Source organism: Marinibacterium sp. SX1 (assembly GCF_050389775.1).
Lineage (GTDB): Bacteria > Pseudomonadota > Alphaproteobacteria > Rhodobacterales > Rhodobacteraceae > Marinibacterium.
Genome location: NZ_CP177144.1, coordinates 217,143 through 240,282 on the forward strand (window position 1 = coordinate 217,143; position 23,140 = coordinate 240,282).

The following is a 23,140-nucleotide window of genomic DNA, read 5'->3' on the forward strand; positions in this document are numbered from 1 at the left end:
GATTGAGAAAATCACCTATTTTCAGATACTTGAATGGATTTCTGCCTGTGCATCTGGCCGTTGTCACATTCGCCGCGATCGTTACAACGGCTCCTGACCGCTAAACGTTCGCACGGCCGTTGATTCAGGATGCAATCTTCCTTCACTGCTGCTTCGCTTGAAGGGCAACGTTGGGCACCTGCAGTCATCCGCGACGCGTAGTATGAAGGGCGGCTTAAGGCTGGGACCGTCCATCCGCTGCGCCTGGCACGAAGGTCGGCTTCGGGCCGGGAGTGCCGATTGACGTTTCGGCTGAGGTCCGTAGAGCAGATGGCTGCCATCTGCCAACGGAGGCCTTTCCTGCCGTTCTTTCATCCGGTCGATCACTCCGCAGTAAGTTACATGCCTGGTGCGGATGAGCGCATTTCATACGCAGTTTTCCCGTCCTGGACAGCCACGCGATCTTGGGCCAAGCTACCGGAACTTCTTAAGTTTCGGTTCCTGATTGACCTCCGCTAACGCTCTCTGCCCCATCTGTAACCAGAACGTCGCTGGTATCATTCCAGCGCCGCGGCACGTCTTGGAATGGGGCAGCCTGAGCTCGGCGGAGCAGATGCAAATGCTTGGCGCTCTTGCTGGCGCCTTGTCGAGCGGCATATCACGGCTTCGTACGTCTACCTTCCTCGGTCATTTCCATTTCGTGCTGGATGACAGGGGCCGGCTGACGACCGGTGGCGCCGACCCACTCCTGCCCCTTCTTGGTGAACACATCGACAAGGCCACATCGGTCGACTTGGCCGTCGCCTTCGCAATGGACAGTGGCGTCGCACTGCTCGAGCCTTGGCTGAGGGAGCTTCTGGCCCGCAAAGGGCGCCTGCGCATCATCGTGGGCGACTATCTCGACACGACTGACCCCGCCGCCCTACGCCGACTTCTGGATCTGGATGGCGCCGAGCTCTTCGTGTTCGAGACCCGAGGTCTGAGCTTCCACCCCAAGGCTTGGCTTTTCCGTGCGGCGGATGCCTCGGGCATGGCGGTTGTGGGCAGCTCAAACCTGTCGAAGTCCGCGCTGGAGGAGGGCGTGGAGTGGAACCTCCATTCCGAAGCCGCGACGGATCAGGTTGCGGATGCCTTCGAGGACCTACTGCGCAGGCAACAGGTTGCGCCGCTCACCGAGGAGTGGGTCGAAAGCTACGCACGCCGCCGTCGCGCGCAGCCGCTGCCTGAGTTCTCCCGTAAAATGGTCGAGGATGAGGGCCCGCCTCCGGAGCCGCACCCGATCCAAGTCGAAGCTCTGGAGGCTTTGCAGGCTACGCGTCAGACGGGGCATCGGGCCGGGCTCGTCGTTCTTGCAACCGGGCTCGGGAAGACCTGGCTGGCGGCCTTTGATACCCAGCGGGCCAATGCCGACCGTGTCTTGTTTGTCGCACATCGGGACGAGATCCTGACACAGGCCATGTCTGCTTTCCGGAAGGTGCGCCCCGAGGCCCGCATGGGCCGCTACAGCGGGACGGAGAAAGAGGCCGACGCCGATATTCTCTTTGCTTCGATCCAAACCCTTGGCCGGGCCCAGCACCTGAGGCGTTTTGCGCCGGATCGCTTCGACTACATTGTCGTCGACGAATTCCACCATGCCGCCGCGCGGACCTATCAGAACCTGATCGACCATTTCACACCCCGCTTCCTGCTTGGGCTGACCGCCACCCCGGACAGGACAGACGGTGGCGACCTGCTAGGGCTCTGCGGTGAAAACTTGGTGTACCAATGCGACCTCTTCCGCGGAATCGAGGCTGGCCGGCTGTCTCCCTTCCACTATTTCGGCGTGCCGGACGACATCGACTATGCGCAGATCCCTTGGCGGTCCGGCCAGCTCGACCCGACCGAGCTTGAGGCACAACTGGCGACCACTGCCCGCGCCGAAAACGCGCTGGAACAGTTCCGTAAACGGGCAAAGGGCCCTGCGATCGGTTTTTGCTGCTCGAAGCGGCATGCTGACTACATGGCCCAGTTCTTCCGCGACGCGGGGCTGCGGGCCGTCGCCGTCCACTCAGGCGAGGACTCGGCGCCGCGTGCCTCTTCGCTGACCCAGCTGGGCGCAGGAGAGCTGGATATCCTCTTTGCCGTCGACATGTTCAACGAAGGCGTCGACGTGCCCGAGATTGGCACCGTGCTGATGCTTCGCCCAACCGAAAGCGCGATCATCTGGCTTCAGCAGCTGGGTCGCGGGTTGCGCAAGTTCGAGGGCAAGGTGCTCCAGGTCATCGACTATATCGGGAACCACAGGTCTTTCCTGACCAAGGTGGCGACCCTGACCGGCGCCGGGGCGGGCGACCGGTCCATTACCCGCAAGCTGGACGAGTGGGAGCGTGGAGAACTGACCATGCCGCCCGGCTGCGAAGTGACTTACGAGCTTGAAACCATCGACATCCTGCGCACGCTTCTGAAACCCAAGGAAGGCGCGGCAGAGCTTGAGGCCTTTTATCTGGACTTCCGCGACAGGCAGGGCGTGCGACCAACGGCGATCGAGGTCTTCCGCAACGGCTTTGACCCGAGGGCGACTGGGCACGGCAGCTGGTTCAGCTTCGTACGTGACATGGGCGATCCGCTGCCCGAAGAAGTCTTCGCCAGCCATGCGCGATTGCTGGCGGATATTGAGCGACCGAAGCGCTACACGGCTGAAGCACTCGCAGCCATAGAGGCAATCCTTGCAGGGCAGCAACCTCGGAGCGGTACTGAAGCCCTGGGGTTCGATCCGCATTTTAGCGATGGCCGCAACGGCTGGCAGCTGACACGCCCAAGTCGCGGAGCGGCTCTGCGCGAGCTCGCGCAAGAATTGATTGCCTGGCGAAAGGCTGAAACCCCTGGCACTGAGGTTGCGGAGCCCGAAGCGCCGTTCGTTCATCGATCAAAGGGCCTGCAGCTTTGGCAGCGATACCTCGCCCCCGAAATCGCCGAAGCCTTTGGTGTCGAGTACAAGCAAAACGTCTGGCGCACCGGCATCCTACCGATCCGGGAAAAGAACGCTCTGATCTTACTCGCCAACGTCTCGACCCAAGATCTGGTCTACGAGAATGGATTCCTGGGGCCGGATCGCCTGCGTTGGTTCAGCCAGAACCGAACGACGCAAGACGGTCGCCATGGCCGGATCATCTCAGGCAAAGAAGATGAGGAAGTCCACCTCTTCGTGCGCCGTGGCAACAAGGTGAACGGCAAGGTGAACCCCTTCATCTACTGCGGGAAACCCCGTTTCCTGTCCTGGGAGGGCGAGAAGCCGATTGCTGTGACCTGGCAACTTACCGAGCCAGTGCCGATAGCGCTGCAGGCAGAGCTCGGTGTGCCTGGCCCAATCTGAGGCTTCTAGGCGCCGGCAGACCGCGGCTCGGCGTCTTTCCAATGTGAATTCACCGGAAGACTGCGCGCACGACGGCTGATCGCCTCGAATTGCACCGGACAATAGTCCCAGACATCTACCCCGACGTTCACCGCGTTCCGCGTCCCTGCCCAATTCTCATGAACGTGACCGAAGAGTTGTAGAGCGCCACGCCGGGCGTGCTCCCAGGTGATCATGGGGTAATGGCAGAGGGTCAGAGGGGGCTCCTTAGGCGCATCCTCCACTTGCGCGAGATGGCCAATACTGTCCCAAGGCAGCGAGCGCGTCGCAGCGCCATCATGGTTGCCGATGACCAGATGACGCCGCGCACCTGGCAGCTGCTGAAAGATGCCGTGTAGCCAGGCCTCATCGTCAGATCGTTTTCCCCAGGCAAAATCACCCACGATCCATAGATCGTCCTCTGGGCCGACCTTGGACCAAAGGTTCTCCAGCAGCGCGCCGTCCATATGGCTGGCGCTGCGGAATGGACGTTTGCAGAAACCGATGATCGCCTCATGCCCGAAATGCAGGTCCGCCGTGTACCAATGCGCCATCAGACCCCTCCGCCCGCCGGGCCGCGGGCGAAGATCAGGCAGGCCCGTCGCAACACGTCGTTCTCGGCGCGCAGCCGCTGGTTCTCCAGCTCAAGCTCGGCCTTCGACATCGCAGCGAGGCGCTTCCGGTTGGACAGAAGCACTGGATCAAAAGTCTGCAGCAGACCGCTGTCCTGAACCCACTCCAGTAAGGTCTTGGGGGCACAGCCGACGCGTAGCGCCACCTCAGAGACGGCAGCCCAGAGGGACGGGTGATCATCCTGGATCTCCAGTACGTCCTGGACCGCTCGTGCCCGTGTATCGGCCGGGTACGAAGGTCTTGCCGTTCTCCCCCGCACAGTTTTCGCTGTCATATCTTTTTCCACTTTCACTGCTCTGGCTCGGAGCCTCCTATCAGGGGCGTCTGCGAATGAACCCGGTCCGCTGGCGCTCCTCTGGCTCGGTCTGCTCCAACGGCCGGCGCCCGGCCTCCAAGGCGCCGTGCAAGGTCGACAACGAGGCGTTCAATTCGCTCCGCAATTCGGCGAGCGCCTTCTCTTGCTCGAGCTGCCGCTGCATGCACGCGGAGACGCTCTTCTCCAATTCTTCGACGCAGGCGAGCAACTCTTTCTCGAGCGGTGTCAGGGTCATCTGGGATCACTCCATCGTCAGACATGTGCGGTTCGTTCCTGCGCCGATCGGGCAGCTTGCGGGCGACAGTCCCGGCGGCAGGACGATCACCTGCCCCAGGCCGCCGACGCCACGGATAGTCCGGCTGCCCGTCAATTGCTCCGGGATCAGCTGGATCGGTGGCTCGGGCGGCGGCAGTGTCGCCCCCTTCGCGCCCAGAAACGCGCTGAAGGCGGCCATCAACCCGGCGAGGGCGATCCCCGACAGGATCAGGGCCACCACCCTTCCTGTCACGATCTTGCCGTGGCTCAGGCGCTGCCGCTCCAGCTCCTGCATCAGGCTCTCGATTTCGACCCTTCGCTGCGCCACCTCGTCCCTCAGGTCCCTGGTGCTCTCGCGGGACAGGTCGCGAAGGCTCTCCAAATCGTCCGAGATTGTACGCGCGGCGCTTTGCGCAGTCTTCCGCAACACGTCGTTCGAGCTCTTCAACTGGGATTGCAGCGAGTCGAGCTGAGCCTCCAGTATCTTCTCCATGTTCTGTCGGATGCGGGGGCTGAGCTGCATCTGCGGTCCAGTCGTCATAGAAGTACCTTCCTCTCAAACGCCATTTGTTCTTTGGCTGGTCAGGGTCGGCGACGGTCACGAAATCGTCTCCCGCTCTTGGGATGGCGAAGCCGACGCTCTTGAGCGCTTCGAGCAGCGTGTCCCGGTCATGGATCGCGCCCAGACCGACCTGCTCCTTCACCCACTCGTGGACCGCTTCTCGTGTCTGCGCCCGTTCTGGCGCTTCTGTGATGGTCTTCACGTCGCGTGCCCGCGCCGGGTCCATGGGATCGGCCCAGCCATGCCGGCGGTTGTGCAAATCCATGAAAGCCAGGAACGACTGCTCGTGACCTGGTGGCGCGATGTTGAGGGACTTTCCCGTCCGCAGCTCCATCCGCGGCATGAGGAAGTGCAACTCCACGCGACCTGCGTGCAGATGGCGCACCCACAACATCTGATAGCTGTCATGGGCCAGGCCCGGGCAAGCGAAGGCCTCGAACGCCTCCATCATTTGGCGCTGCTGCGCTTCTGTCGGGGCATCCTCGGCGGCAAAGCTCAACACCCCGGACTTGTATCGCCAGCGATGCGGCACCGCGTCTACGAGGTCGATCATGCGCTCTGGGTGCCCCTTCAGAACCTCGGGAGCGATCGAGCGGCGCACACGCTTGATCCTGCCAGCCGCGTCGCGCTTGGGCTGGCGGTACTGGTCGTAGTCTACCACCACCTCCTCGATAAGGTACTTCACCGCAGGAGCGGCCTCGCCCTGACCATGGTCGAAGAACTTGACCATCATCGCCAGCTCCAATGCCGGTGCGCCAGCTTGCCCAGCTTCCGATCGATGGCGACCAGCAGGCTCAGGATCGCCAGGCGGTCCAGATAGCTGCCATCTGCCTCGGCCGCCCGCAGAACGCGCGTGACCTCATCCATGTCGGCCTCGAGGCGAGCGACGGCCCGCATCAAGTCCGGCGGCGCCATGGGGATGTTGGTGCGGTGGCCGGACGTCACCATCCCCAGGGCCTCTCTCAGCAGCTCCGCTAGAGGCCGGCGGGCCTGACGCGCGATGTCATCCAATGCGTCCTTCTCCAACTGGGACACCCGGAAGGTGATCGATCGGGACAACTGCTCGGCATACTTGGCTCCTGAAACTGCCGGGGGGTTCGAAGGGGGCGCAGCCCCCTCGCCTGTTCCCGCGTCGCAAGACGTGGGTGAACTTGATTTCCGTCCCGTGACCATCACTCGGCCCCCTCTGACATTTCGCGGAAGACCTGCACCGTTGCCTCTGGGAGCCGCCGCTGGCGGCTGCGAAGCGGTGGTTCGCCTGCCGTGTGGGAGGCGATCTCACCACCACTCCGCGGCGCATGACCTGAAGCGTCGGGCATGGTGGCGCGGTCGTGCAATTGGCGCCGCAAGCCTTGGAGCTCTCCGACCAAACCGTGAAGTGCGGAACCACGCGCAGCGGTGTTGCGCGCCAGGCCCAGGAACGCGCGGCGCAGGTCATCGACATGGTGCGCACAGCCGTTCCTCTCTGCGTTTCGATCTGCGACGAGAAGACAGATGGCCGCCTTCTCCGGACCGAGGCAGTCGACCTGCCGCTGCCAAAGACCAGCCGGGATGCCCCGCACCTGCGCCCAATCCTTTGCCGCGGCGGGGATCGTGCGCCAATCGGGCGGCGCACCCGGGGGCGCGTACTGACGAACCGCATCTTCAAAGCCTGGGCTGGCGAGAATGCAGAACTGCGCCGGGGTCAGCCGGGGTTCGGGCTGACCGGTGCTACTTCTTTTTGAGTTTGTTTTTCTACCTTCCCTGGGTGCGACATCCGCGTCGCACCGGTCGGACATTTCCACTGCCACAGACGCGTCGGCGAATGTCTCGATCAACGCTTCCAGCGCGTCGGCGATCTCCTTCAGCCGCGCATAGCGCCAGATGCGGGAGGGGCGCCGAGATGGCAGGATCACTTCCGCGGCCTCTTCGGCGGAAGCGTCCCCGGAGGTTCGGACCCGCTCCAACAGCTTGGGGATATGAAGGCGCAGACGCTTGGCTTCTTCCTTCTCGAAGCAAACCTTCCGCGCGGCGGCCTCGATCTCGCCGGCCCGATCCACGAGCGGGGCGAGGTTGATACCGAAAGCGTACCGGATGACGTTTTCCGATCTGACGCCGTAGCGCCGACACCGCGCTGCGCTGGATTTCACGATGAAGCCCAGCTCCGCCAGCCGGGCCTCGGCCCGGGCAATCTGGCGCGGGTCCGCCTCCAGCTGCGATGCGGTTTCCGAGACCGAGGGCCACAAGGCGCAAATCCTGCCTGCGGCATAGTCCTGATCCTGTGTCCGGGAGATCGCGAAGCGCAGGTACTTGAGCATCGTATCAGTCAGGCCGAAATGCTTCGCCGCCTTGACCAGAAGGCCGTAGAGGTCCCATCGGGTCATCCCGTCCGGCAGACCGCGGTGCGTCAACACATGCGTCATGCGAACCTCCCATCGGGGAGGTCGCGCCACAGGATTTTCGTTGTGACAGGGCGGCTCGATGCGCTATAATCGGGGAAGCAGATTTTCGTGCCTGCTTTTGAATTTGCCTCGGTTCCGGTTGCCGCCGGACCGAGGTTTTTCTTTGCCCATCTCCCAGCTGAATCAGAGCCAGCCCGGTCCGATTGTACGGATTTTGTACGGGATGCTCTCGATCCAGAACCGAAAACCGACGGAAAATCCCGCAAGAAGCTGCAAGATGCGCCCGCGCGGAGAGAGTAAGTATCTGATGTAAAGATAAAAAGTGGTGATCCCGGCAGGGTTCGAACCTGCAACCTGCCCCTTAGGAGGGGGCTGCTCTATCCAGTTGAGCCACGGGACCGCCGGCGCCTTATTAGCCGCCCCCGTCCGGCTTGTCACCGCCCTTCGAATTGTTGAAAGGACGCGACCGTTTGCGCTAGCCTCGTGACATAACCATCGAGAAGGGAACACCCCGTGACGATCGACCCCAAACGCCCGCTCACGCTCCGCGATGTCTCCGAAGCCTCGGGCGTGTCCGAAATGACCGTCAGCCGGGTGCTGCGCAAACGGGGTGACGTGTCGGATGCCACCCGCGAAAAGGTGCTGGCCGCCGCCAAGGAGCTGGGCTACGTGCCCAACAAGATCGCCGGCGCCCTGGCGTCCAGCCGGGTCAACCTGGTCGCCGTGATCATCCCTTCGCTCAAGAACATGGTCTTTCCCGAGGTGCTGACCGGCATCAACGAGGTGCTGGAGGACACCGAGTTGCAGCCCGTCGTCGGCGTGACCGATTACATGCCCGAGAAAGAGGAACGGGTGCTCTATGAAATGCTGTCCTGGCGGCCGTCGGGCGTGATCATTGCCGGGCTGGAACATTCCGATGCCTCGCGGGCGATGATGGAGGCCGCGGGCATTCCGGTCGTCGAGATCATGGATACCGATGGCAAGCCCGTCGATGCAATGGTCGGCATTTCCCACCGGCGGGCCGGGCGCGAGATGGCCAAGGCGATCCTCAAGGCCGGCTACCAGAACATCGGTTTCATGGGCACCAAGATGCCGCTGGACCACCGGGCCCGGAAGCGGTTCGAAGGCTTTACCGAGGTGCTGGCCAAGTCGGGCATCGAAATCATGGACCGCGATTTCTATTCCGGCGGCTCCGCCCTGCTGAAGGGGCGCGAGATGACGGCAGCCATGCTCGAACGCACGCCCGAGCTGGATTTCCTATATTATTCCAACGACATGATCGGGGCCGGCGGGCTGCTTTACCTGCTCGACCAGGGCATTGACGTGCCGGGCCAGATCGGGCTGGCCGGGTTCAACGGGGTCGAATTGCTCCAGGGCCTGCCGCGCCGGCTGGCCACGATGGATGCCTGCCGGCTGGAAATCGGCCGGGCGGCGGCGCAGGTCATCGTCGACCGGCTGTCAGAACCGACGGTGGCCGGCGACAACCAGATCACGCTGACCCCCACAATTTCCTTCGGCGACACGCTGAAACGGCGCTGAGCCCCGTGCCTCCCAGACCAGGCGCACCCGCCGTGGCGGCCCGTCCCGCCCTGCCCGAGATCGACAACCGCCAGGCCCGTCACCTGTTCCTGCACCGCCACGGCCTGGCCGACAGCCCGGCCGGCCCGGGCAAGGGCGCCGACCTGGCGCAGGTCATCGACACCCTGGGTTTCGTGCAGCTCGACAGCGTCAACACGCTGGCCCGGGCCCATGACATGATCCTCTATGCCCGGCGCCCGGCCTACCGGCCCGGCCACCTGTCCCGGCTGTATGCCGCCGGCGGGCTGTTCGAACACTGGACCCATGACGCGGCGGTCATCCCGATGGCCTTCTACCCGCATTGGCAGCTGCGCTTTGCCCGCGATGCCGCGCGCCTGCCCGAACGCTGGCGGAACTGGCACAAGCATGATTTCGAGGCCGAGTTCGACGGCGTGCTGCGCCACATCCGCGACAATGGCCCCTGCGGGTCGGGCGACCTGGGCGGCGAGGACAAGAAGGGATCGTCGGGCTGGTGGGACTGGCACCCGTCCAAGACGGCGCTGGAATTCCTCTGGCGGTCCGGGGCGTTGACGGTGATCGGGCGCGACGGGTTCCAGAAGCGCTATGACCTGACCGAACGGGTGATCGAAGAGACCCTGCGCGGCCAGCGCCCCGAACCGGAGCAAACCATCGACTGGCTGTGCAACGGCGCGCTGGACCGGCTGGGCTTTGCCACCTCGGGCGAGCTGGCGGCCTTTTGGGACACGGTGACCCCGGATGAGGCGCGCAACTGGTGCGCGCGCGAGGCCGCGGCCGGGCGCATCATGCCGGCGGTGGTGCGCTGTGCCGACGGGGCGGCGCGCAAGCTGTTCCTGCGGCCCGGGGTGCCCGACGAGACCCCGCCCGAACCGACCGGCCGGCTGCGCGTGCTGTCCCCCTTCGATCCGGCCCTGCGCGACCGGGCCCGGGCGCAGCGGCTCTTTGGCTTCCACTACCGGATCGAGATCTTCGTCCCCGCGCCCAAGCGGCGCTATGGCTATTATGTCTTCCCCCTGCTCGAAGGCGACCGGCTGGTCGGGCGGGTCGACATGAAGGCCGAACGCGACAGCGGCCGGTTGCGGGTGACGGCCCTGTGGCCGGAACGCGGGGTCGGCTGGGGCAAGGGCCGACAGGCCCGTTTCGAAGCCGAGCTCGACCGGCTGAACCGGTTTGCCGGGCTGACCGAGACGGTCTTTGAACCCGGCTGGCTGCGCGATCCGCTCTAGCGGCTTGGGTGCCCCGGGGCCGGCCCTGTTGCGCGTCCGGCCTGTTGTCTGCCCAGCCCTGTCGCGGGCCTTGGGGCCGGCCATGTCGCCTGCCTGTCACCGGCCAATGCGCCGGTCCGATGCCGTGGTCAGCCCAGTCGTGCGACCTGCCTTTCGTCGGCCCTATCGCGGGACCAACACATATGCCCGCCCATGTTGCGCTATGTGCCTGTCCCGGGCAATGCCGCGCCCCGGCCCGCCTCATGCCTGCCCGGCATCTCGCCCGGCCATAGCCTCTGGCCCGGCGTTCAGCCCCGGGCGTCGGGGATATCGGGCCGGATAAGCGCCTCGACAAGCGCCCGGGCCTCGTCGGGGGCGGGCACCGCGCGAAATGCGCCGGCCCGCATGAAGACCGACACGAACAGCCCCGAGAAACAGCGCTGGCCGTCCTGCGATCCGATCACCCGAAAGCTGATCGACGTCTCTCCCAGCCGCACCGGCCAGACCGCGCAGACTAACCGGTGGCGCGGGGTGATCGGCGACAGGAAATCCATCGACAGGTGCACGAAGGGCGTGCCATAGCCCCGGTCGATCTCCATCTCGAACCAGCCGTCGCCGTCGAGATGCGCCTCCCACCAGGCGTCGATGGCCTCCAGCGCCCAGCCCGGGATGTGGCCGGTATAGGCAATCCGCGCCGGGTCGCAATGGCCCCAGCCCACGCGGATCTCGTGGGAGAATTCCCCCGCTTCGGTGTCGCGCATGCTGTCTGTCCCCTCCCGCCCGCTGGTCCGGCCATGGCAATCTTGCTAAGGACGCCTGATTTAGAGGCAGGCGTGAACTGCGGCAACCCAAGAGCCCCGGCTGAGACAATCAGCCCTTCCCCTCCACGCTTTCGATCGGACTCAGCGCATGAAAGCCGCGGCCGACCAATCGTAGTCGTGACAACGCCGGATCTCGGCCATCGCATCGGCCTCGGAGGAAATCCCCATCTGCTCGTACACACGCGCGTCGATCGAAGGCAGGCCGGTGGACTTGTTAACCACGATGATCGACAAGAGTGGTTGCCCATGAGCGTGCAACCACTGCGCAATTCCGGTTAAAACTGGGCCGCAACCCTGGTTGGCCAGACCAAATTGCCGGGCGAACTCGCCATAGGTCACTGTCTTTCCGGCCAGCGCCCGTTCAGCAAGGAACCGCGCCATCTCGGCGTTGAAAGCAGATCGCTGGTTCATCAAACCGTCACGTCCCCGGGCGCGTCGTCCCGCGGATCACCGCGTCGGGCAGCATCAGGGCTTCGATCAGTTCGGCACAAAACCCGTTGCAATCGGCGCAGCCCAGGCAGGGGCCGTGGATGTCGTCGAGCTTGGCCAACAGCTCTTGTGACCGGGGGCTGGGAACAAAACTGCGGTCGATCTTCATCTGCCGGCTCCGGTTCGGGACTATTCAGCGTCCAGCAGGCCAAAGCCGGGGCGATCTGTCAACGCCCCGGCCTGCGGCATTTCTGCCCGCCCTGCCCCGTTGCCCCTGTGGGCGCGGCCGGCGGGCAAGCGCGCGCTTATTCCGGCGCGGTGATCGTCAGGCTGATCGGCTCCAGCCCGTCGACCCCGCCGGTCAGCACGTCGCCCGGAGCCACCGGGCCGACGCCCGCCGGGGTGCCCGTCATGATCAGGTCGCCCGGCCGCAGGTGGTAATAGCCCGACAGGTCCATGACGATCTCTTCCAGCTTCCAGATCAGCTCGGCCAGGGTGCCGTCCTGGCGGGTCTCGCCGTTGACGGCGAGGTGGATGCGCTGCGGGCCGATCTCGCCCATCTCGGCGATCGGGGTCAGCGGGGCAAAGACGGCCGATCCCTCGACATCCTTGCCAAGGCTCCACGGCCGGCCTTTCTCGCGGTTGCGGATCTGCAGGTCGCGCCGGGTCATGTCGAGCGCGCAGCCGCAGGAATGGATCGCGGCCAGGGCCTCTTGGCGGCTGGCCCGGAAGACCGGCGCGCCGATGGCGATCGCCATTTCCATCTCGTAATGGTAATTCTCGGTGCCCGGCGGATAGGGCACGCTGGCCCCGGTCAGCACGGCCGCGGCGGGCGACTTGGTGAAATAGAACGGCGCCTCGCGGTCGACTTCAAAGCCCATTTCGGCGGCATGGGCCGCGTAGTTGCGCCCGACGCAGAAGATGCGGCCGATGGGATAGCCGGCGTCCTGGCCGGTGACAGGGATCACCGGGATTTCGGGCAGTTCGAACAGGGTCCGCATGATGGGCCCTCCTTTCCTTGGAAGTCTGGTGGCCGGAGGCCCCGGCCCTGACGATCTGGCTAGGGTGCTGCCCGGGGGCTGTCAATCGACCTGCACCACGCCGGTTGCGCCCCTGTCGGGGTGGTGATGCCAGGCGGGCGCCCCTTCGGGGCCCGTTAGACAAGGGCGCGCCCCCTCCGTCAGAGCGTGCGCCGGTACTGGCCCGGGGCATAACCCGACCAGCGCCGAAAGGCCGTGCCAAAGCCGCTCTGGTCGGCAAACCCCAGCAGGAAGGCCACTTCGGTCAGGGGCAGCGACAGGTCGGCCAGGTAGCGCCGGGCCATGTCGTAGCGCAGGGTCTCCAGCACTTCGCGATAGCTGTGGCCCTCGCGTTCCAGCCGGCGCGACAGGGTGCGCGGGCTGACGGCCATCTCGCCGGCGACATCGGCCAGGCTGGGCGCGCCGAAGGACAGCCGGGCCAGGATCATGGCCTGCACCTCTGCCAGGGTCGACCGGCCGTGGACCTGGCGGCGTTCCAGCAGGATATCGCCGTAATCGGTCAGGTGGTGCAGCAGGTGGCGATCGGCCGTGGGCACCGGCAGCGACAGGGCGCTGACCGGCAGGCAGACCGCGTTGCGCCCCGGCTCGGGCCGGACCGGGCAGCCATAGACCTGGTCCAGCACGCCGGCCGGATGCCGGTCGGGCCGGGCGACCGACACCCAATCGACCGGCACGTCCCCCGACAAGGCCACGCGCAGGGTGCGCAGCACGATGCCCACGGTGAATTCGCCGTAATGCAGGTGTTCGCCCAGCGACATGTCGTCGAAATCGAACCAGACGATGACCCGAGCGGCATCTTCCTCGACCTGCAGCCGGGTCTGCGACCGGGTGATCGGCAGGTAGCGCAGGACGAGGTCCAGCATGTCGCGCAGATCGGCTGCGGCAAAGGCCATGTAGGTCAGGATCGTGCCCTGCCGGGTGTCGTGGCCGATGGCCGCCCGGGCACCAAAGGCCGGATCGTCGAGGCTGTCGGCCAGGCTTTGCAACAGGATGGCCTCGTGTTGCTGGGTCAGTTTCAGCGCACCCGAGGGCGGCAGATCCTGGGGCAGCCCGGCGGCGGCCAGGGCGGTGGCGCGGGCGGCGGGCGTGACACCGGGGAAGAACAGCATGGCCCGGGCCCAGAGATCGGGCACCAGGGCCGGGTGGTCGTCCGGCAGGCTGGCCGCATCGAGAAGCGTCGGTCTGTCCATCCTGGCCCTGTCGTCTCCCTGCTCGGCACTCACATCGGCACTCACGTCCACATCCACGATCCACGCGTCCGTAGACCGGGCCAAGTCTGGAACCCTGGCGCCTGGCCTGTCAATCTGGACCGGCCCCCGCGGCAGGGCGGAGCCGGCCGGCGAGCGGGGGCGCGATGCAAAAGTGCCACGTCCGGGGGTGGCAACGCGCCGCATGGGGCGATAAGGCACGCGGCAAGATGGCGCCTTTCGGTTCGGGCGGCACGGGCAGAAAAACGGCCCGACAGTTGAGGTTAACAGGTCACAGGACGGATATTGCCGATGACGGCCCCGATCCCGAATTCCAGGCGACAGGCCGAAGCCCGGCTGCTGGCCCCGGTGCGCGGGCTGATGCGGCGGGCCTCGGCGGTGGCGGTGCTGGCCGGCCTGCTCTGGCCGGTGCAGGCCGCGGCCGTGGCCTGGGCCATTGCCGGCTGGACCCAGGGCGCGACGCTGCAACAGAGCCTTTGGGCCGCGCTGGTCTTTGCCCTGGCCGGGGCGCTGCGGGCGGGTCTGGATCACCTGGCTGGCGGCTGGCTCTTTGCGGCGGCCGACCGGGTCATCGGTGAGCAGCGCCAGCGCCTGATCGCCCGGGCGCTGACCGCCCCGGGGCCGGAGAGCTCGGCCGCGACGGCGGCGCTGGCGGTGCAGAAACTGCCCATGCTGCTCCCCTGGATGACGCGCTATCACCCGGCCATGGCCCGGGTCATGGTGCAGCCCGCGCTGCTGATCGCGATGATCGCGACGATGTCCTGGGCGGCGGCGCTGGTGCTGCTGGTCGCCGTGCCGCTGATCCCGGTCTTCATGGCCCTGATCGGCATGGCCGCCGAAGAGGCCTCGCGCCGGCAACTGGACGAGATCACCACGATGAACGGCATGTTGATGGAACGGGTCTCGGCCCTGCCCGACCTGCGGTTGCTGGGCGCAGCCGGGCGGGCTGTGGCCGGCTTTGCCGAACGGGCCGAGGCGCTGCGCCTGCGGACCATGGCCGTGCTGCGGGTGGCCTTCCTGTCCTCGACCGTGCTCGAACTGTTTGCGGCAATCGGCGTGGCGATGGTGGCGGTCTGGGTCGGGTTCACGCTGCTGGGCGTGCTGGGCTTCGGCACCTGGGGCGGCGGGCTGAGCATCTGGCAGGGCGTGTTCATCCTGTTGCTGGCGCCCGAGGTCTTTCAGCCCCTGCGCGACCTGGCCGCGGCCTGGCATGACCGGGCGGCCGGGCGGGCGGTGCTGGCCGAGCTGGACGAAACCGAGACCGCGCCGCGCCGGCCCCTGATCGGGGCGGGCGGGCCGGCCGCGCCCCTGCCGGGGCCGCTGACGCTGGCGCTGCACGGGGCCGAGGCGGCCCTGCCGGGCCGGGCGCTGAGCCTGCCCGACCTGGCCCTGCGGGCCGGCGAGGCGGTGGCGCTGACCGGCCCTTCCGGGGCGGGAAAGTCGACCCTGCTGTCGGTCGCGGCGGGGCTGACGCCCCTGGCCGCCGGGCAGGTCGAGGTCTGTGGCCGGGCGCTGGATGAGACGACGGCCGATGGCTGGCGGGCCCGGCTGGCGCTGGTGCCCCAGCAGGTGCATTTCGCCGACGAGACCCTGGGCGAGATGCTGGACCCGCAGGGGCGGGGCGACGTGGCCGGCGCGCTGGCGCTGGCCCGGGCCGATGACGTGGTGGCCCGGCTGCCCGAGGGGCTGGCCACGCGGCTGGGCGAGACCGGCGGCGGGGTGTCGGGCGGCGAGGCCCGGCGGCTGATGATCGCCCGGGCGGTGCTGGCCGGGCGCGAGCTGTTGCTGGCCGACGAGCCGACGGCCGACCTGGATGGTGAGACGGCGCACCGGATCATCGCCGCGCTGCTCGACCTGCGGGCGCGGGGGGTCACCCTGCTGGTGGCCACCCATGACCCGGCGCTGGTCGCGGCGATGGACCGGGCGGTGGAGGTCGGACGATGAGCGGGGGACCAAGGCCGCGCCCGCTGGCCCGGGCGGCCCGGCTGCTGCTGGGCGCGGCGCCCGGGGCGATGCTGCGCGGGGCGGCGCTGATGGTGCTGGTGCTGCTGTTCGGGGCGGCGCTTCTGGGCCTGTCGGGCTGGTTCATCACGGCGACCGGGCTCGCCGGCCTGGCCGGGCTGGGCATTGCCTTTGACACGTTCCGGCCGGGCGCGGGCATCCGGTTCTTTGCCCTGGGCCGCACGGCGGCGCGTTATGGCGAACGGCTGCTGACCCATGATGCCACCCTGCGCGCCCTGGCCGCGCTGCGCGTCGACCTTCTGGGCCGGCTGGCCCGGCAGGATGCCGAAACGCTGGCCCGCCAGAGGGGCGAAGGTGCGCTGGTGCGGATGACCTCGGATGTCGATGCGCTGGACGGGCTGGTGCTGCGGGTGCTGCTGCCCGGGGTCGCGGCGGTGCTGAGCTATGTCGTCAGCGGGCTGGTACTGGCGGCGATTGCCGGGCCGGCCCCGGCGCTGGTCCTCGTGCTGGGCACGCTGCCCGCCGCGGCGCTGGTGCTGTGGCGGCTGGCCCGGCGCGGGGCCGCACCGTCGGCCGCGGCCGAAGACCGGGCCCAGGCACTGCGGCGCGGGCTGATCGACGCGCTGCGCGGCCGGGCCGGGCTGGTGCTGGCCGGCGGGCTGCCCGGGCGGGTGGCGGCACTGAACGAGATCGACGACGCGGCCCGCGCCGAGGCCCGCCAGCTGGACCGGGTGGACCGGGCCGGCGGGATGCGGCTGACGCTGCTGCTGACGCTGGTGACGGCGGCGGCGCTGGTCGTGGGGGCGCTGGCGGTCGAGGCCGGCCGGCTGGACCCGGCCCGGGCGGCCATCGCGCTTTTCGTGGCGCTGGCCCTGGCCGAACCCTGGCCGCCCCTGCGCCGGGGCCTGGCCGAGCTGGGCCGGCTGCGGGCGGCGGCGATGCGGCTGATGCCCGAGGACGCGGCCCCGGCAGGCGAACGCTCCCGGCCCGCGCCGGGCGCGCCGCTGCTCTGCATCGACCGGCCGGGGCTGGCGCTGACGCTTGGCCCGGGCGAGGCTGCGGCCCTGACGGGCCCCAGCGGGGCGGGCAAGACCCGGTTGCTGACGGCGCTGGCCGGGCTGACGCCCGGCCAGGCCCAGGGGCTGGCGGTGGCGGGCCTGCGGCCCGATCAATGGGACGAGGCGGCGCTGCGCGCCCGGCTGACCATGGTGCCCCAGCGAGCACGGCTGCTGGCCGGCACGATCCGCGAGAACCTGGCGCTGGCGCTGGCGGACGATCCCGGCGACGCTGCGCTCTGGGCCGTGCTGGAGGCCGTGGCCCTGGCGCCCACCCTGCGGGCGCGCGACGGGCTGGACACGCGGCTGGGCGAAGGCGGCAGCGGCCTGTCGGGCGGCGAGACCCGGCGGCTGGCACTGGCCCGGGCGATGCTGAGACGGCCCGACATCCTGCTGCTGGACGAGCCGACAGAGGGGCTGGACCCCGAAACCGCCGAGGCGGTGATGACCAACCTGCGCCGCAGCCTGCCCGATACGGCGATCCTTGCGGCACTTCACCGGGGAGACCGTCACGCGATTTTTGCAAAGCGAATAGACCTATCATTGTGACCAAGTCACGCACTACGCTTGTCCCCGAGGGATAAGACTGCCGCTAAAGGTCCCGCGCCCGGCGTCCGGGGGCGGACCCATGGAATGGAGAGATCGAATGGACCTCGATATCGTCGAGCTGTCACGGCTGCAATTCGCGCTGACAGCCATGTACCACTTCCTGTTCGTCCCGCTGACCCTTGGCCTGTCGGTCATCGTGGCGATCATGGAAACCGTCTATGTCATGACCGGCCGGCCGATCTGGCGCCAGATGACCAAGTTCTGGGGCACGCTGTTCGGCATCAACTTTGTGCTGGGCGTGGCCACCGGGCTGACCATGGAATTCCAGTTCGGCATGAACTGGTCGTATTACAGCCATTACGTCGGCGACATCTTCGGCGCGCCGCTGGCCATCGAAGGCCTGATGGCCTTTTTCCTCGAAGCCACCTTTGTCGGGCTGTTCTTCTTCGGCTGGGACAAGCTGTCGAAACCGGCCCATTGCGTGGTGGCCTGGCTGGTGGCCATCGGGTCGAATTTCTCGGCGCTGTGGATCCTGATCGCCAATGGCTGGATGCAGAACCCGGTCGGAGCCGAATTCAACCCCGACACGATGCGCATGGAAATGGGCTCGTTCTACGAGGTGCTGTTCAATTCGGTCGCCCAGGCCAAGTTCGTGCACACGGTTTCGGCCGGTTATGTCACTGCCTCGGTCTTCGTGCTGGGCGTGTCGGCCTGGTACCTGCTGAAAGGCCGCCACATCGACCTGGCCAAGCGGTCGATCACCATCGCCGCATCCTTCGGCCTGGCCTCGGCCCTGTCGGTCGTCGTGCTGGGCGACGAGTCGGGCTATGACGCCGGCCTGAACCAGAAGATGAAGATGGCCGCCATCGAGGCCATGTGGGAAACCGAACCGGCCCCGGCGTCCTTCACCCTGTTCGGCATTCCCGACCAACAGGACCGCGAGACCCATTACGCCGTCAAGATCCCCTGGGTGATGGGCCTGATCGGCACCCGCTCGCTGACCGAGGAAATCCCGGGCATCGACGAGCTGGTCGAAGAGGCCCATGACAAGATCCGCTCGGGGCTGGTGGCCTATGACGCGCTGATGACCATCCGCGACCAGCGCGACGCCACTCCGCAGGCGGTGCGCGACACGTTCGACGCCCATGCCGACGACCTGGGCCATGCGCTGCTGCTGATGCGCTATGTCGAGGACCCGCGTCAGGCGACCGAAGCCCAGATCACCCAGGCGGCCAACGACACCGTGCCCATGGTCTTTCCGATCTTCTGGGGCTTCCGCATCATGGTCGGGCTGGGCTTCCTGTTCATCGCCACGATGGCCTATTTCTTCGTGCGGTCCAGCTTCATGGGCCAGAGCTATCCCCGCTGGGCCCTGCGCATGGCGGTGATCATGATCCCCGCGCCCTGGATCGCCGCCGAGATGGGCTGGATCGTGGCCGAATACGGCCGCCAGCCCTGGACGGTCGACGGCATCCTGCCCACGGCCCTGTCGGTCAGCCGGTTGTCGATCCAGGACGTTCTGATCACGCTGACGCTCTTCGTGGCCTTCTACACCATCCTCTTCGTCGTCGAGATGGGCCTGATGCTGAAATACATCCGCAAGGGCCCGTTCCAGGATGTCGAGGAAACCGAGGCCTGGATGCAGCGCCACGAACGCCGGCTGCGCGCCGGCCCGGCCGACGACCTGACCCCAAGCCCCACCCCGGCGGAGTGACATGACATGATCCTTTTCGAACTCATCGACTACGACGTGCTGCGGGTCATCTGGTGGCTGCTGCTGGGTGTCCTGCTGATCGGCTTTGCCATGACCGACGGTTTCGACATGGGCGTCGGCGCCCTGCTGCCCTTCGTCGGGCGCAGCGATACCGAACGGCGGGTGGTCATCAACACCGTCGGCCCGGTCTGGGAAGGCAACCAGGTCTGGTTCATCCTGGGCGGCGGGGCGATCTTTGCCGCCTGGCCGCCGCTCTACGCGGTCAGTTTCTCGGGGTTCTACCTGGCCATGTTCCTGGTGCTGGCCGCGCTGATCCTGAGGCCGGTGGCCTTCAAGTACCGGTCCAAGCGCGATGGCGCGGCCTGGCGCAACGGCTGGGACTGGGCGCTGTTCGTCGGCGGGGCGGTGCCCGCGCTGGTCTTTGGCGTGGCCGTGGGCAACGTCCTGCAGGGCGTGCCGTTCCAGCTCAGCCCCGAGCTGATCCCGCTTTATCCCGGCGGGGCGCTGGCCAAGCTCTTCGGCCTGCTCAACCCCTTTGCCCTGCTCTGCGGGGTGGTGTCGCTGGCCATGCTGCTGACCCATGGTGCGGCCTGGCTGTCGCTGAAGACCGAAGGCCCCATCGCCGCGCGGGCCCGGGCCATCGGCGCACGGACCGGGCTGGTGACCATCGCGGCCTATGCCCTGGCCGGGCTGTGCCTGGCCGTCTTTGTCCAGGGCTTTGCCATCGTCGGCGAGGTGCCGGCCAACGGCCCGTCGAACCCGCATTGGATCGAGGTCACCCGGGGCGGCAGCTGGCTGTCGGCCTATGCCGAGCGGCCGTGGATCGCCATCGCCCCGGTGCTGGGCTTCCTGGGCATGGCCATGACCGTGCGCGGCCTGCGCGCCGGGCACGAGGTCACCACCCTGCTGTGGTCCAAGCTGGGGATCTTCGGGGCGATCTCGTCGGTCGGGCTGACGATCTTTCCGTTCCTGCTGCCCTCGACGCTGGATCCGACCAGCTCGCTGACGGTCTGGGATGCCTCGTCGTCGCACAAGACCCTGTTCATCATGCTGGTCGCCGCGGTGATCTTCATGCCGCTGATCCTGGCCTACACGGCCTGGGTCTATTCCGTCCTGTGGGGCAAGGTGACCGAAGCCGATGTCACCGAGAACTCGCATAGCGTCTATTGAGGAAAGGACCCCTTCATGTGGTATTTTGCCTGGCTCCTCGGCCTGCCCCTGGCCGCGATCTTTGCGGTGATGAACGCCATGTGGCTCGAGCTGCAGCACGACCGCAAGATGGCCGAAGAGGCCGACCGGCGCTGAGACGCCCCCGGCCCCGGCCCGCGCCTGACCCGCGCGGGCCGGGGCATGATGCGCGATGCCGTCGCGCCATCACGGCCGGCTCCCTGCCGGCCAGGACAACCAAGGAATGGATACGGGCATGACGGATGACAGCTGGATCGACCGGTTCGACGGGCTGTCCGCCCTGCCCGCCGACCTGCGCGCCGACCTGGTCGCGGGCAGCGCGGTTGTCGCCGTGCCGGCCGGCACCCAGGTCTTTGCCCCCGGGCAATCTGCCGACAACCTGCTGTTGCTGCTCGACGGCACGGTGCGCGTGCAACAACGTTCGGACACCGGGCGCGAGGTCACGCTCTACCGGGTGCATGCCGGGGAAAGCTGTGTGCTGACCACGGCCTGCATGCTGGCCTTCGAGGATTATTCGGCCGATGGCATCGCCGAGACCGACGTGCGCGCGGTGGCCATTCCCCGGGCGACCTTCGACGACCTGGCCGGCCGGTCGGCCGATTTCCGGGCCTTCATCTTCCGGGCCTATTCGCGGCGGATCACCGACCTGTTCATGCTGATCGACGACATAGTCTTCCAGCGCATCGACGTGCGCCTGGCCGCGCGCCTGCTGGAGCTGTCGGACCATGGCGACATCGTGCATGCCACCCACCAGGTGCTGGCCACCGAACTGGGCACGGCCCGCGAGGTCGTGTCGCGCACCCTGGCCGAATTCCAGCGCCGCGGCTGGATCGAACAGGGCCGCGGCCGGCTGCACCTGTCCGGCCGCGCCGGGCTGGACCGGCTGGCCCGCTCGGCCGGCGACCGGTAGCCGGGCAACACCCCGGTCCGGCGCCCTTGCCCGGGATCACCGCGGGGTGGCCGACTGGACGGCCGGATATTTGGAAAGAGAAAGAAGCAGGACACCCGCGCGCGGACAGGACGGCGCGCCGACCTGCTGCTTCTTTCTCTTCTCAAGTATTCCCGGGGGAGTCCTCCAACGGAGGACGGGGGCAGCGCCCCCATGCCCGGCCCGTCACAGGCCGGCGGCTTGATGCCCTGGCGCGTCGGCCCCGCCGACCAGGTCTTTCCAGGCATCGAATTGCGACAGGAACACCCGGCCGTTCAGCTGGTCCAGGAAGGCCGACTTGCGCAGCCGGTCCGTCACCGGGCCCTTGACCTCGGACAGGTGCAGCCCGATGCCCAGTTCCTGCAGCCGGTGGTTCAGCGCTTCGAGGCTTTCCAGCGCCGAGTAATCCACCTCGTTCACCGCCGAGCACATCAGCACCACGTTGCGGATCTGCGGGCAATTGGCGATGCGCTCCAGCACCAGGTCCTCGAGGAACCGCGCATTCACGAAATAGAGGCTCTCGTCCACGCGCAGCGTCACCAGGGACGGATCGGTCCGCACGCAATGGCGGTGGATATTGCGGAAATGCTGGGTGCCGGGCACCAGCCCGACCTCGGCCACGTGGGGCCGGGCGGTCTTGCGCAGGTGCAGGAAGAGCGAGATGATCACCCCGGCCGAAACCCCCGCCTCGACCCCCGCGCCCAGCGTCAGCAGGATCGTCACGGCCACCGCCGCGAAATCGGCCCGGTTGAACGCCCAGGTCTTGCGCAGGATGCCGAAATCCACCAGCCCCAGCACGGCCACGATGATCGTCGCGGCCAGGGTGGCCTTGGGCAGGAAATGGATCAGCGGGGTCAGCGCCACCGCCGCCAGGGCCAGGCCCAGGGCCGTGAAGGCCCCGGCCGCCGGGGTTTCCGCCCCGGCATCGAAATTGACGACCGACCGCGAGAACCCGCCGGTCACCGGGTAGCCCCCGGTGAAGGCCGCCCCGAGATTGGCCGCGCCCAGGCCGATCAGTTCCTGGTCGGGGTCGATCTTCTGGCGCCGTTTTGCCGCCAGTGTCTGGGCCACCGAAATGGATTCGACGAAGCCGATGACCGAGATCAGGATCGCCGGCACGACCAGCGCCCGGATCGTGTCCGCACCCAGCGGCGGCATGGTCAACGGCGGCAGCGCCCGGGGCACCGTGCCGACGATGGCCACGCCCCGGTCCTGCAGGCCCAGCAGCCAGACCGCCAGCGTGGTCAGCACCACCGCCGCGACCGGCCCGGCCTTCTGGGCCACGTCGGCCGCCCGTGGGGCCAGGCCGGCCCGGATCAGGGCAGGCTTCAGCCCCCTGCGCACCCAGAACAGGAAGGCCGTGGCCGCCACGCCGATGACCAGCGTGACCGCATGTGCCTGGGGCAGGTGGCGGGCCAGCGAGGCCAGCATCTCGATCAGCGTATGACCGCCGGCCGGGATGCCCAGGATGTGCTTGAGCTGGCTCGTCGCGATCAGGATGCCCGATGCGGTGATGAACCCGGCGATCACCGGGTGGCTGAGGAAATTGGCCAGGAACCCCAGGCGGAACACGCCCAGGGCCACCAGGAAGAGGCCCGACAGAAAGGCCAGGGTCAGGGCCGCGGCGGCATAGCCCATCGTGCCGGCCTGGGCGATCTCGCCGATCGCCGTGGCCGTCATCAGCGAGACCACGGCCACCGGCCCGACGGCCAGCGCCCGGCTGGTGCCGAAGATCGCGTAGAGGATGATCGGCAGGATTGAGGCATAGATCCCCGCCTCGGGCGGCAGCCCGGCCAGCAGGGCATAGGCCAGCGATTGCGGGATGAGCATGATCGTGACGATCACGGCGGCGACCAGGTCGCTGGTCAGAGTGGTCCGGTCATAGCTCCGGCCCCAGTCGAGAACGGGCAGGTAGCGGCGTAGTGGGTTGGTCATGGGGCCCCGAAGGTCTTGCAGGTCGGGCGAAGGGACCGGCGGCGGCAGGCGCC

General features: G+C 67.4%; 21 protein-coding genes and 1 tRNA gene. 9 read left to right on the forward strand and 13 right to left on the reverse strand.

Annotated elements, in window-relative coordinates:
- The first annotated feature begins 598 nt into the window (after positions 1-598).
- A complete protein-coding gene (locus ACK3BB_RS00990) occupies positions 599-3,331 on the forward strand; it encodes a DUF3427 domain-containing protein (RefSeq protein WP_428926865.1) in 2,733 nt (910 codons plus the stop codon).
- A 5-nt stretch (positions 3,332-3,336) separates the two neighbouring features.
- On the opposite strand, the gene ACK3BB_RS00995 is transcribed toward ACK3BB_RS00990, so the two are convergent.
- The 7 genes from ACK3BB_RS00995 to ACK3BB_RS01025 form a co-directional block, all read right to left on the reverse strand.
- Positions 3,337-3,903 (reverse strand): hypothetical protein, encoded by a 567-nt coding sequence (locus ACK3BB_RS00995; RefSeq protein WP_222474996.1) that lies wholly within the window; start codon positions 3,901-3,903, stop codon positions 3,337-3,339.
- Positions 3,903-4,274: a transposase gene (locus ACK3BB_RS01000; protein WP_428926866.1), complete on the reverse strand. Its 372-nt coding sequence runs from the start codon at positions 4,272-4,274 to the stop codon at positions 3,903-3,905. The genes ACK3BB_RS00995 and ACK3BB_RS01000 overlap by 1 nt, the downstream gene beginning before the upstream one ends.
- Before the next feature lie 22 nt (positions 4,275-4,296).
- Positions 4,297-4,533, reverse strand: coding sequence for a hypothetical protein (locus ACK3BB_RS01005; RefSeq protein WP_428926867.1), 237 nt, complete (start codon positions 4,531-4,533; stop codon positions 4,297-4,299).
- A gap of 6 nt (positions 4,534-4,539) precedes the next feature.
- On the reverse strand, positions 4,540-5,046 hold the full coding sequence (locus ACK3BB_RS01010; RefSeq protein ID WP_428926868.1) for a hypothetical protein: 507 nt from the start codon (positions 5,044-5,046) through the stop codon (positions 4,540-4,542).
- Positions 5,047-5,844: 798 nt separating this feature from the next.
- On the reverse strand, positions 5,845-6,126 hold the full coding sequence (locus tag ACK3BB_RS01015) for a hypothetical protein (RefSeq protein WP_428926869.1): 282 nt from the start codon (positions 6,124-6,126) through the stop codon (positions 5,845-5,847).
- 161 nt (positions 6,127-6,287) lie between these two features.
- Positions 6,288-7,517 (reverse strand): helix-turn-helix domain-containing protein, encoded by a 1,230-nt coding sequence (locus ACK3BB_RS01020; RefSeq protein ID WP_428926870.1) that lies wholly within the window; start codon positions 7,515-7,517, stop codon positions 6,288-6,290.
- Positions 7,518-7,819: 302 nt separating this feature from the next.
- Positions 7,820-7,896, reverse strand: a tRNA-Arg gene (locus tag ACK3BB_RS01025).
- 113 nt (positions 7,897-8,009) lie between these two features.
- Here ACK3BB_RS01025 and ACK3BB_RS01030 point away from each other — a divergent pair.
- Positions 8,010-9,035 carry a LacI family DNA-binding transcriptional regulator gene (locus tag ACK3BB_RS01030; protein ID WP_428926871.1) on the forward strand — a complete coding sequence of 342 codons (1,026 nt, stop codon included), beginning with the start codon at positions 8,010-8,012 and terminating at the stop codon, positions 9,033-9,035.
- A 32-nt stretch (positions 9,036-9,067) separates the two neighbouring features.
- On the forward strand, positions 9,068-10,279 hold the full coding sequence (locus ACK3BB_RS01035) for a winged helix-turn-helix domain-containing protein (RefSeq protein WP_428926872.1): 1,212 nt from the start codon (positions 9,068-9,070) through the stop codon (positions 10,277-10,279).
- 287 nt (positions 10,280-10,566) lie between these two features.
- Here ACK3BB_RS01035 and ACK3BB_RS01040 read toward each other — a convergent pair whose 3' ends face one another.
- From ACK3BB_RS01040 to ACK3BB_RS01060, 5 genes are all read right to left on the reverse strand, one after another.
- Positions 10,567-11,019, reverse strand: coding sequence for an acyl-CoA thioesterase (locus tag ACK3BB_RS01040; protein WP_428926873.1), 453 nt, complete (start codon positions 11,017-11,019; stop codon positions 10,567-10,569).
- A gap of 141 nt (positions 11,020-11,160) precedes the next feature.
- Positions 11,161-11,490, reverse strand: coding sequence for a hypothetical protein (locus tag ACK3BB_RS01045; protein ID WP_428926874.1), 330 nt, complete (start codon positions 11,488-11,490; stop codon positions 11,161-11,163).
- Positions 11,491-11,497: 7 nt separating this feature from the next.
- Positions 11,498-11,677: a hypothetical protein gene (locus tag ACK3BB_RS01050; RefSeq protein ID WP_428926875.1), complete on the reverse strand. Its 180-nt coding sequence runs from the start codon at positions 11,675-11,677 to the stop codon at positions 11,498-11,500.
- 136 nt (positions 11,678-11,813) lie between these two features.
- A complete protein-coding gene (locus tag ACK3BB_RS01055; RefSeq protein ID WP_428928798.1) occupies positions 11,814-12,512 on the reverse strand; it encodes a fumarylacetoacetate hydrolase family protein in 699 nt (232 codons plus the stop codon).
- A gap of 176 nt (positions 12,513-12,688) precedes the next feature.
- Complete coding sequence (locus ACK3BB_RS01060; RefSeq protein WP_428926876.1) at positions 12,689-13,738, reverse strand: AraC family transcriptional regulator ligand-binding domain-containing protein; 1,050 nt, start codon at positions 13,736-13,738, stop codon at positions 12,689-12,691.
- A 309-nt stretch (positions 13,739-14,047) separates the two neighbouring features.
- On the opposite strand from ACK3BB_RS01060, the gene ACK3BB_RS01065 reads away from it, so the two are divergent.
- From ACK3BB_RS01065 to ACK3BB_RS01090, 6 genes are all read left to right on the forward strand, one after another.
- Positions 14,048-15,700, forward strand: coding sequence for an ABC transporter ATP-binding protein/permease (locus ACK3BB_RS01065; RefSeq protein ID WP_428926877.1), 1,653 nt, complete (start codon positions 14,048-14,050; stop codon positions 15,698-15,700).
- The gene (locus ACK3BB_RS01070; protein WP_428926878.1) at positions 15,697-17,322 is read left to right on the forward strand and encodes an amino acid ABC transporter ATP-binding/permease protein; all 1,626 of its coding nucleotides are present in this window, start codon (positions 15,697-15,699) and stop codon (positions 17,320-17,322) included. Before ACK3BB_RS01065 ends, ACK3BB_RS01070 begins: the two co-directional genes overlap by 4 nt.
- Positions 17,323-17,419: 97 nt before the next feature.
- Positions 17,420-19,036 (forward strand): cytochrome ubiquinol oxidase subunit I, encoded by a 1,617-nt coding sequence (locus tag ACK3BB_RS01075; protein WP_428926879.1) that lies wholly within the window; start codon positions 17,420-17,422, stop codon positions 19,034-19,036.
- Positions 19,037-19,042: 6 nt separating this feature from the next.
- Positions 19,043-20,206 carry a cytochrome d ubiquinol oxidase subunit II gene (gene cydB / locus ACK3BB_RS01080; RefSeq protein WP_428926880.1) on the forward strand — a complete coding sequence of 388 codons (1,164 nt, stop codon included), beginning with the start codon at positions 19,043-19,045 and terminating at the stop codon, positions 20,204-20,206.
- 15 nt (positions 20,207-20,221) lie between these two features.
- Positions 20,222-20,341 (forward strand): cytochrome bd-I oxidase subunit CydX, encoded by a 120-nt coding sequence (gene cydX / locus ACK3BB_RS01085; RefSeq protein ID WP_428926881.1) that lies wholly within the window; start codon positions 20,222-20,224, stop codon positions 20,339-20,341.
- Between the two features lie 118 nt (positions 20,342-20,459).
- Positions 20,460-21,134: a Crp/Fnr family transcriptional regulator gene (locus ACK3BB_RS01090; protein WP_428926882.1), complete on the forward strand. Its 675-nt coding sequence runs from the start codon at positions 20,460-20,462 to the stop codon at positions 21,132-21,134.
- Between the two features lie 204 nt (positions 21,135-21,338).
- Here ACK3BB_RS01090 and ACK3BB_RS01095 read toward each other — a convergent pair whose 3' ends face one another.
- Complete coding sequence (locus ACK3BB_RS01095; protein ID WP_428926883.1) at positions 21,339-23,087, reverse strand: SulP family inorganic anion transporter; 1,749 nt, start codon at positions 23,085-23,087, stop codon at positions 21,339-21,341.
- Positions 23,088-23,140: the final 53 nt, after the last annotated feature.

Bases quoted from the DNA above. Each gene is read 5' to 3' on its own strand.
- ACK3BB_RS00990 (WP_428926865.1), top strand. From the start codon at position 599: ATGCTTGGCGCTCTTGCTGGCGCCTTGTCGAGCGGCATATCACGGCTT.
- ACK3BB_RS00995 (WP_222474996.1), bottom strand. From the start codon at position 3,903: ATGGCGCATTGGTACACGGCGGACCTGCATTTCGGGCATGAGGCGATC.
- ACK3BB_RS01005 (WP_428926867.1), bottom strand. From the start codon at position 4,533: ATGACCCTGACACCGCTCGAGAAAGAGTTGCTCGCCTGCGTCGAAGAA.
- ACK3BB_RS01010 (WP_428926868.1), bottom strand. From the start codon at position 5,046: ATGGAGAAGATACTGGAGGCTCAGCTCGACTCGCTGCAATCCCAGTTG.
- ACK3BB_RS01020 (WP_428926870.1), bottom strand. From the start codon at position 7,517: ATGACGCATGTGTTGACGCACCGCGGTCTGCCGGACGGGATGACCCGA.
- ACK3BB_RS01040 (WP_428926873.1), bottom strand. From the start codon at position 11,019: ATGCGCGACACCGAAGCGGGGGAATTCTCCCACGAGATCCGCGTGGGC.
- ACK3BB_RS01045 (WP_428926874.1), bottom strand. From the start codon at position 11,490: ATGAACCAGCGATCTGCTTTCAACGCCGAGATGGCGCGGTTCCTTGCT.
- ACK3BB_RS01050 (WP_428926875.1), bottom strand. From the start codon at position 11,677: ATGAAGATCGACCGCAGTTTTGTTCCCAGCCCCCGGTCACAAGAGCTG.
- ACK3BB_RS01060 (WP_428926876.1), bottom strand. From the start codon at position 13,738: ATGGACAGACCGACGCTTCTCGATGCGGCCAGCCTGCCGGACGACCAC.
- ACK3BB_RS01065 (WP_428926877.1), top strand. From the start codon at position 14,048: ATGACGGCCCCGATCCCGAATTCCAGGCGACAGGCCGAAGCCCGGCTG.
- ACK3BB_RS01070 (WP_428926878.1), top strand. From the start codon at position 15,697: ATGAGCGGGGGACCAAGGCCGCGCCCGCTGGCCCGGGCGGCCCGGCTG.
- ACK3BB_RS01075 (WP_428926879.1), top strand. From the start codon at position 17,420: ATGGACCTCGATATCGTCGAGCTGTCACGGCTGCAATTCGCGCTGACA.
- cydB (WP_428926880.1), top strand. From the start codon at position 19,043: ATGATCCTTTTCGAACTCATCGACTACGACGTGCTGCGGGTCATCTGG.
- cydX (WP_428926881.1), top strand. From the start codon at position 20,222: ATGTGGTATTTTGCCTGGCTCCTCGGCCTGCCCCTGGCCGCGATCTTT.
- ACK3BB_RS01090 (WP_428926882.1), top strand. From the start codon at position 20,460: ATGACGGATGACAGCTGGATCGACCGGTTCGACGGGCTGTCCGCCCTG.
- ACK3BB_RS01095 (WP_428926883.1), bottom strand. From the start codon at position 23,087: ATGACCAACCCACTACGCCGCTACCTGCCCGTTCTCGACTGGGGCCGG.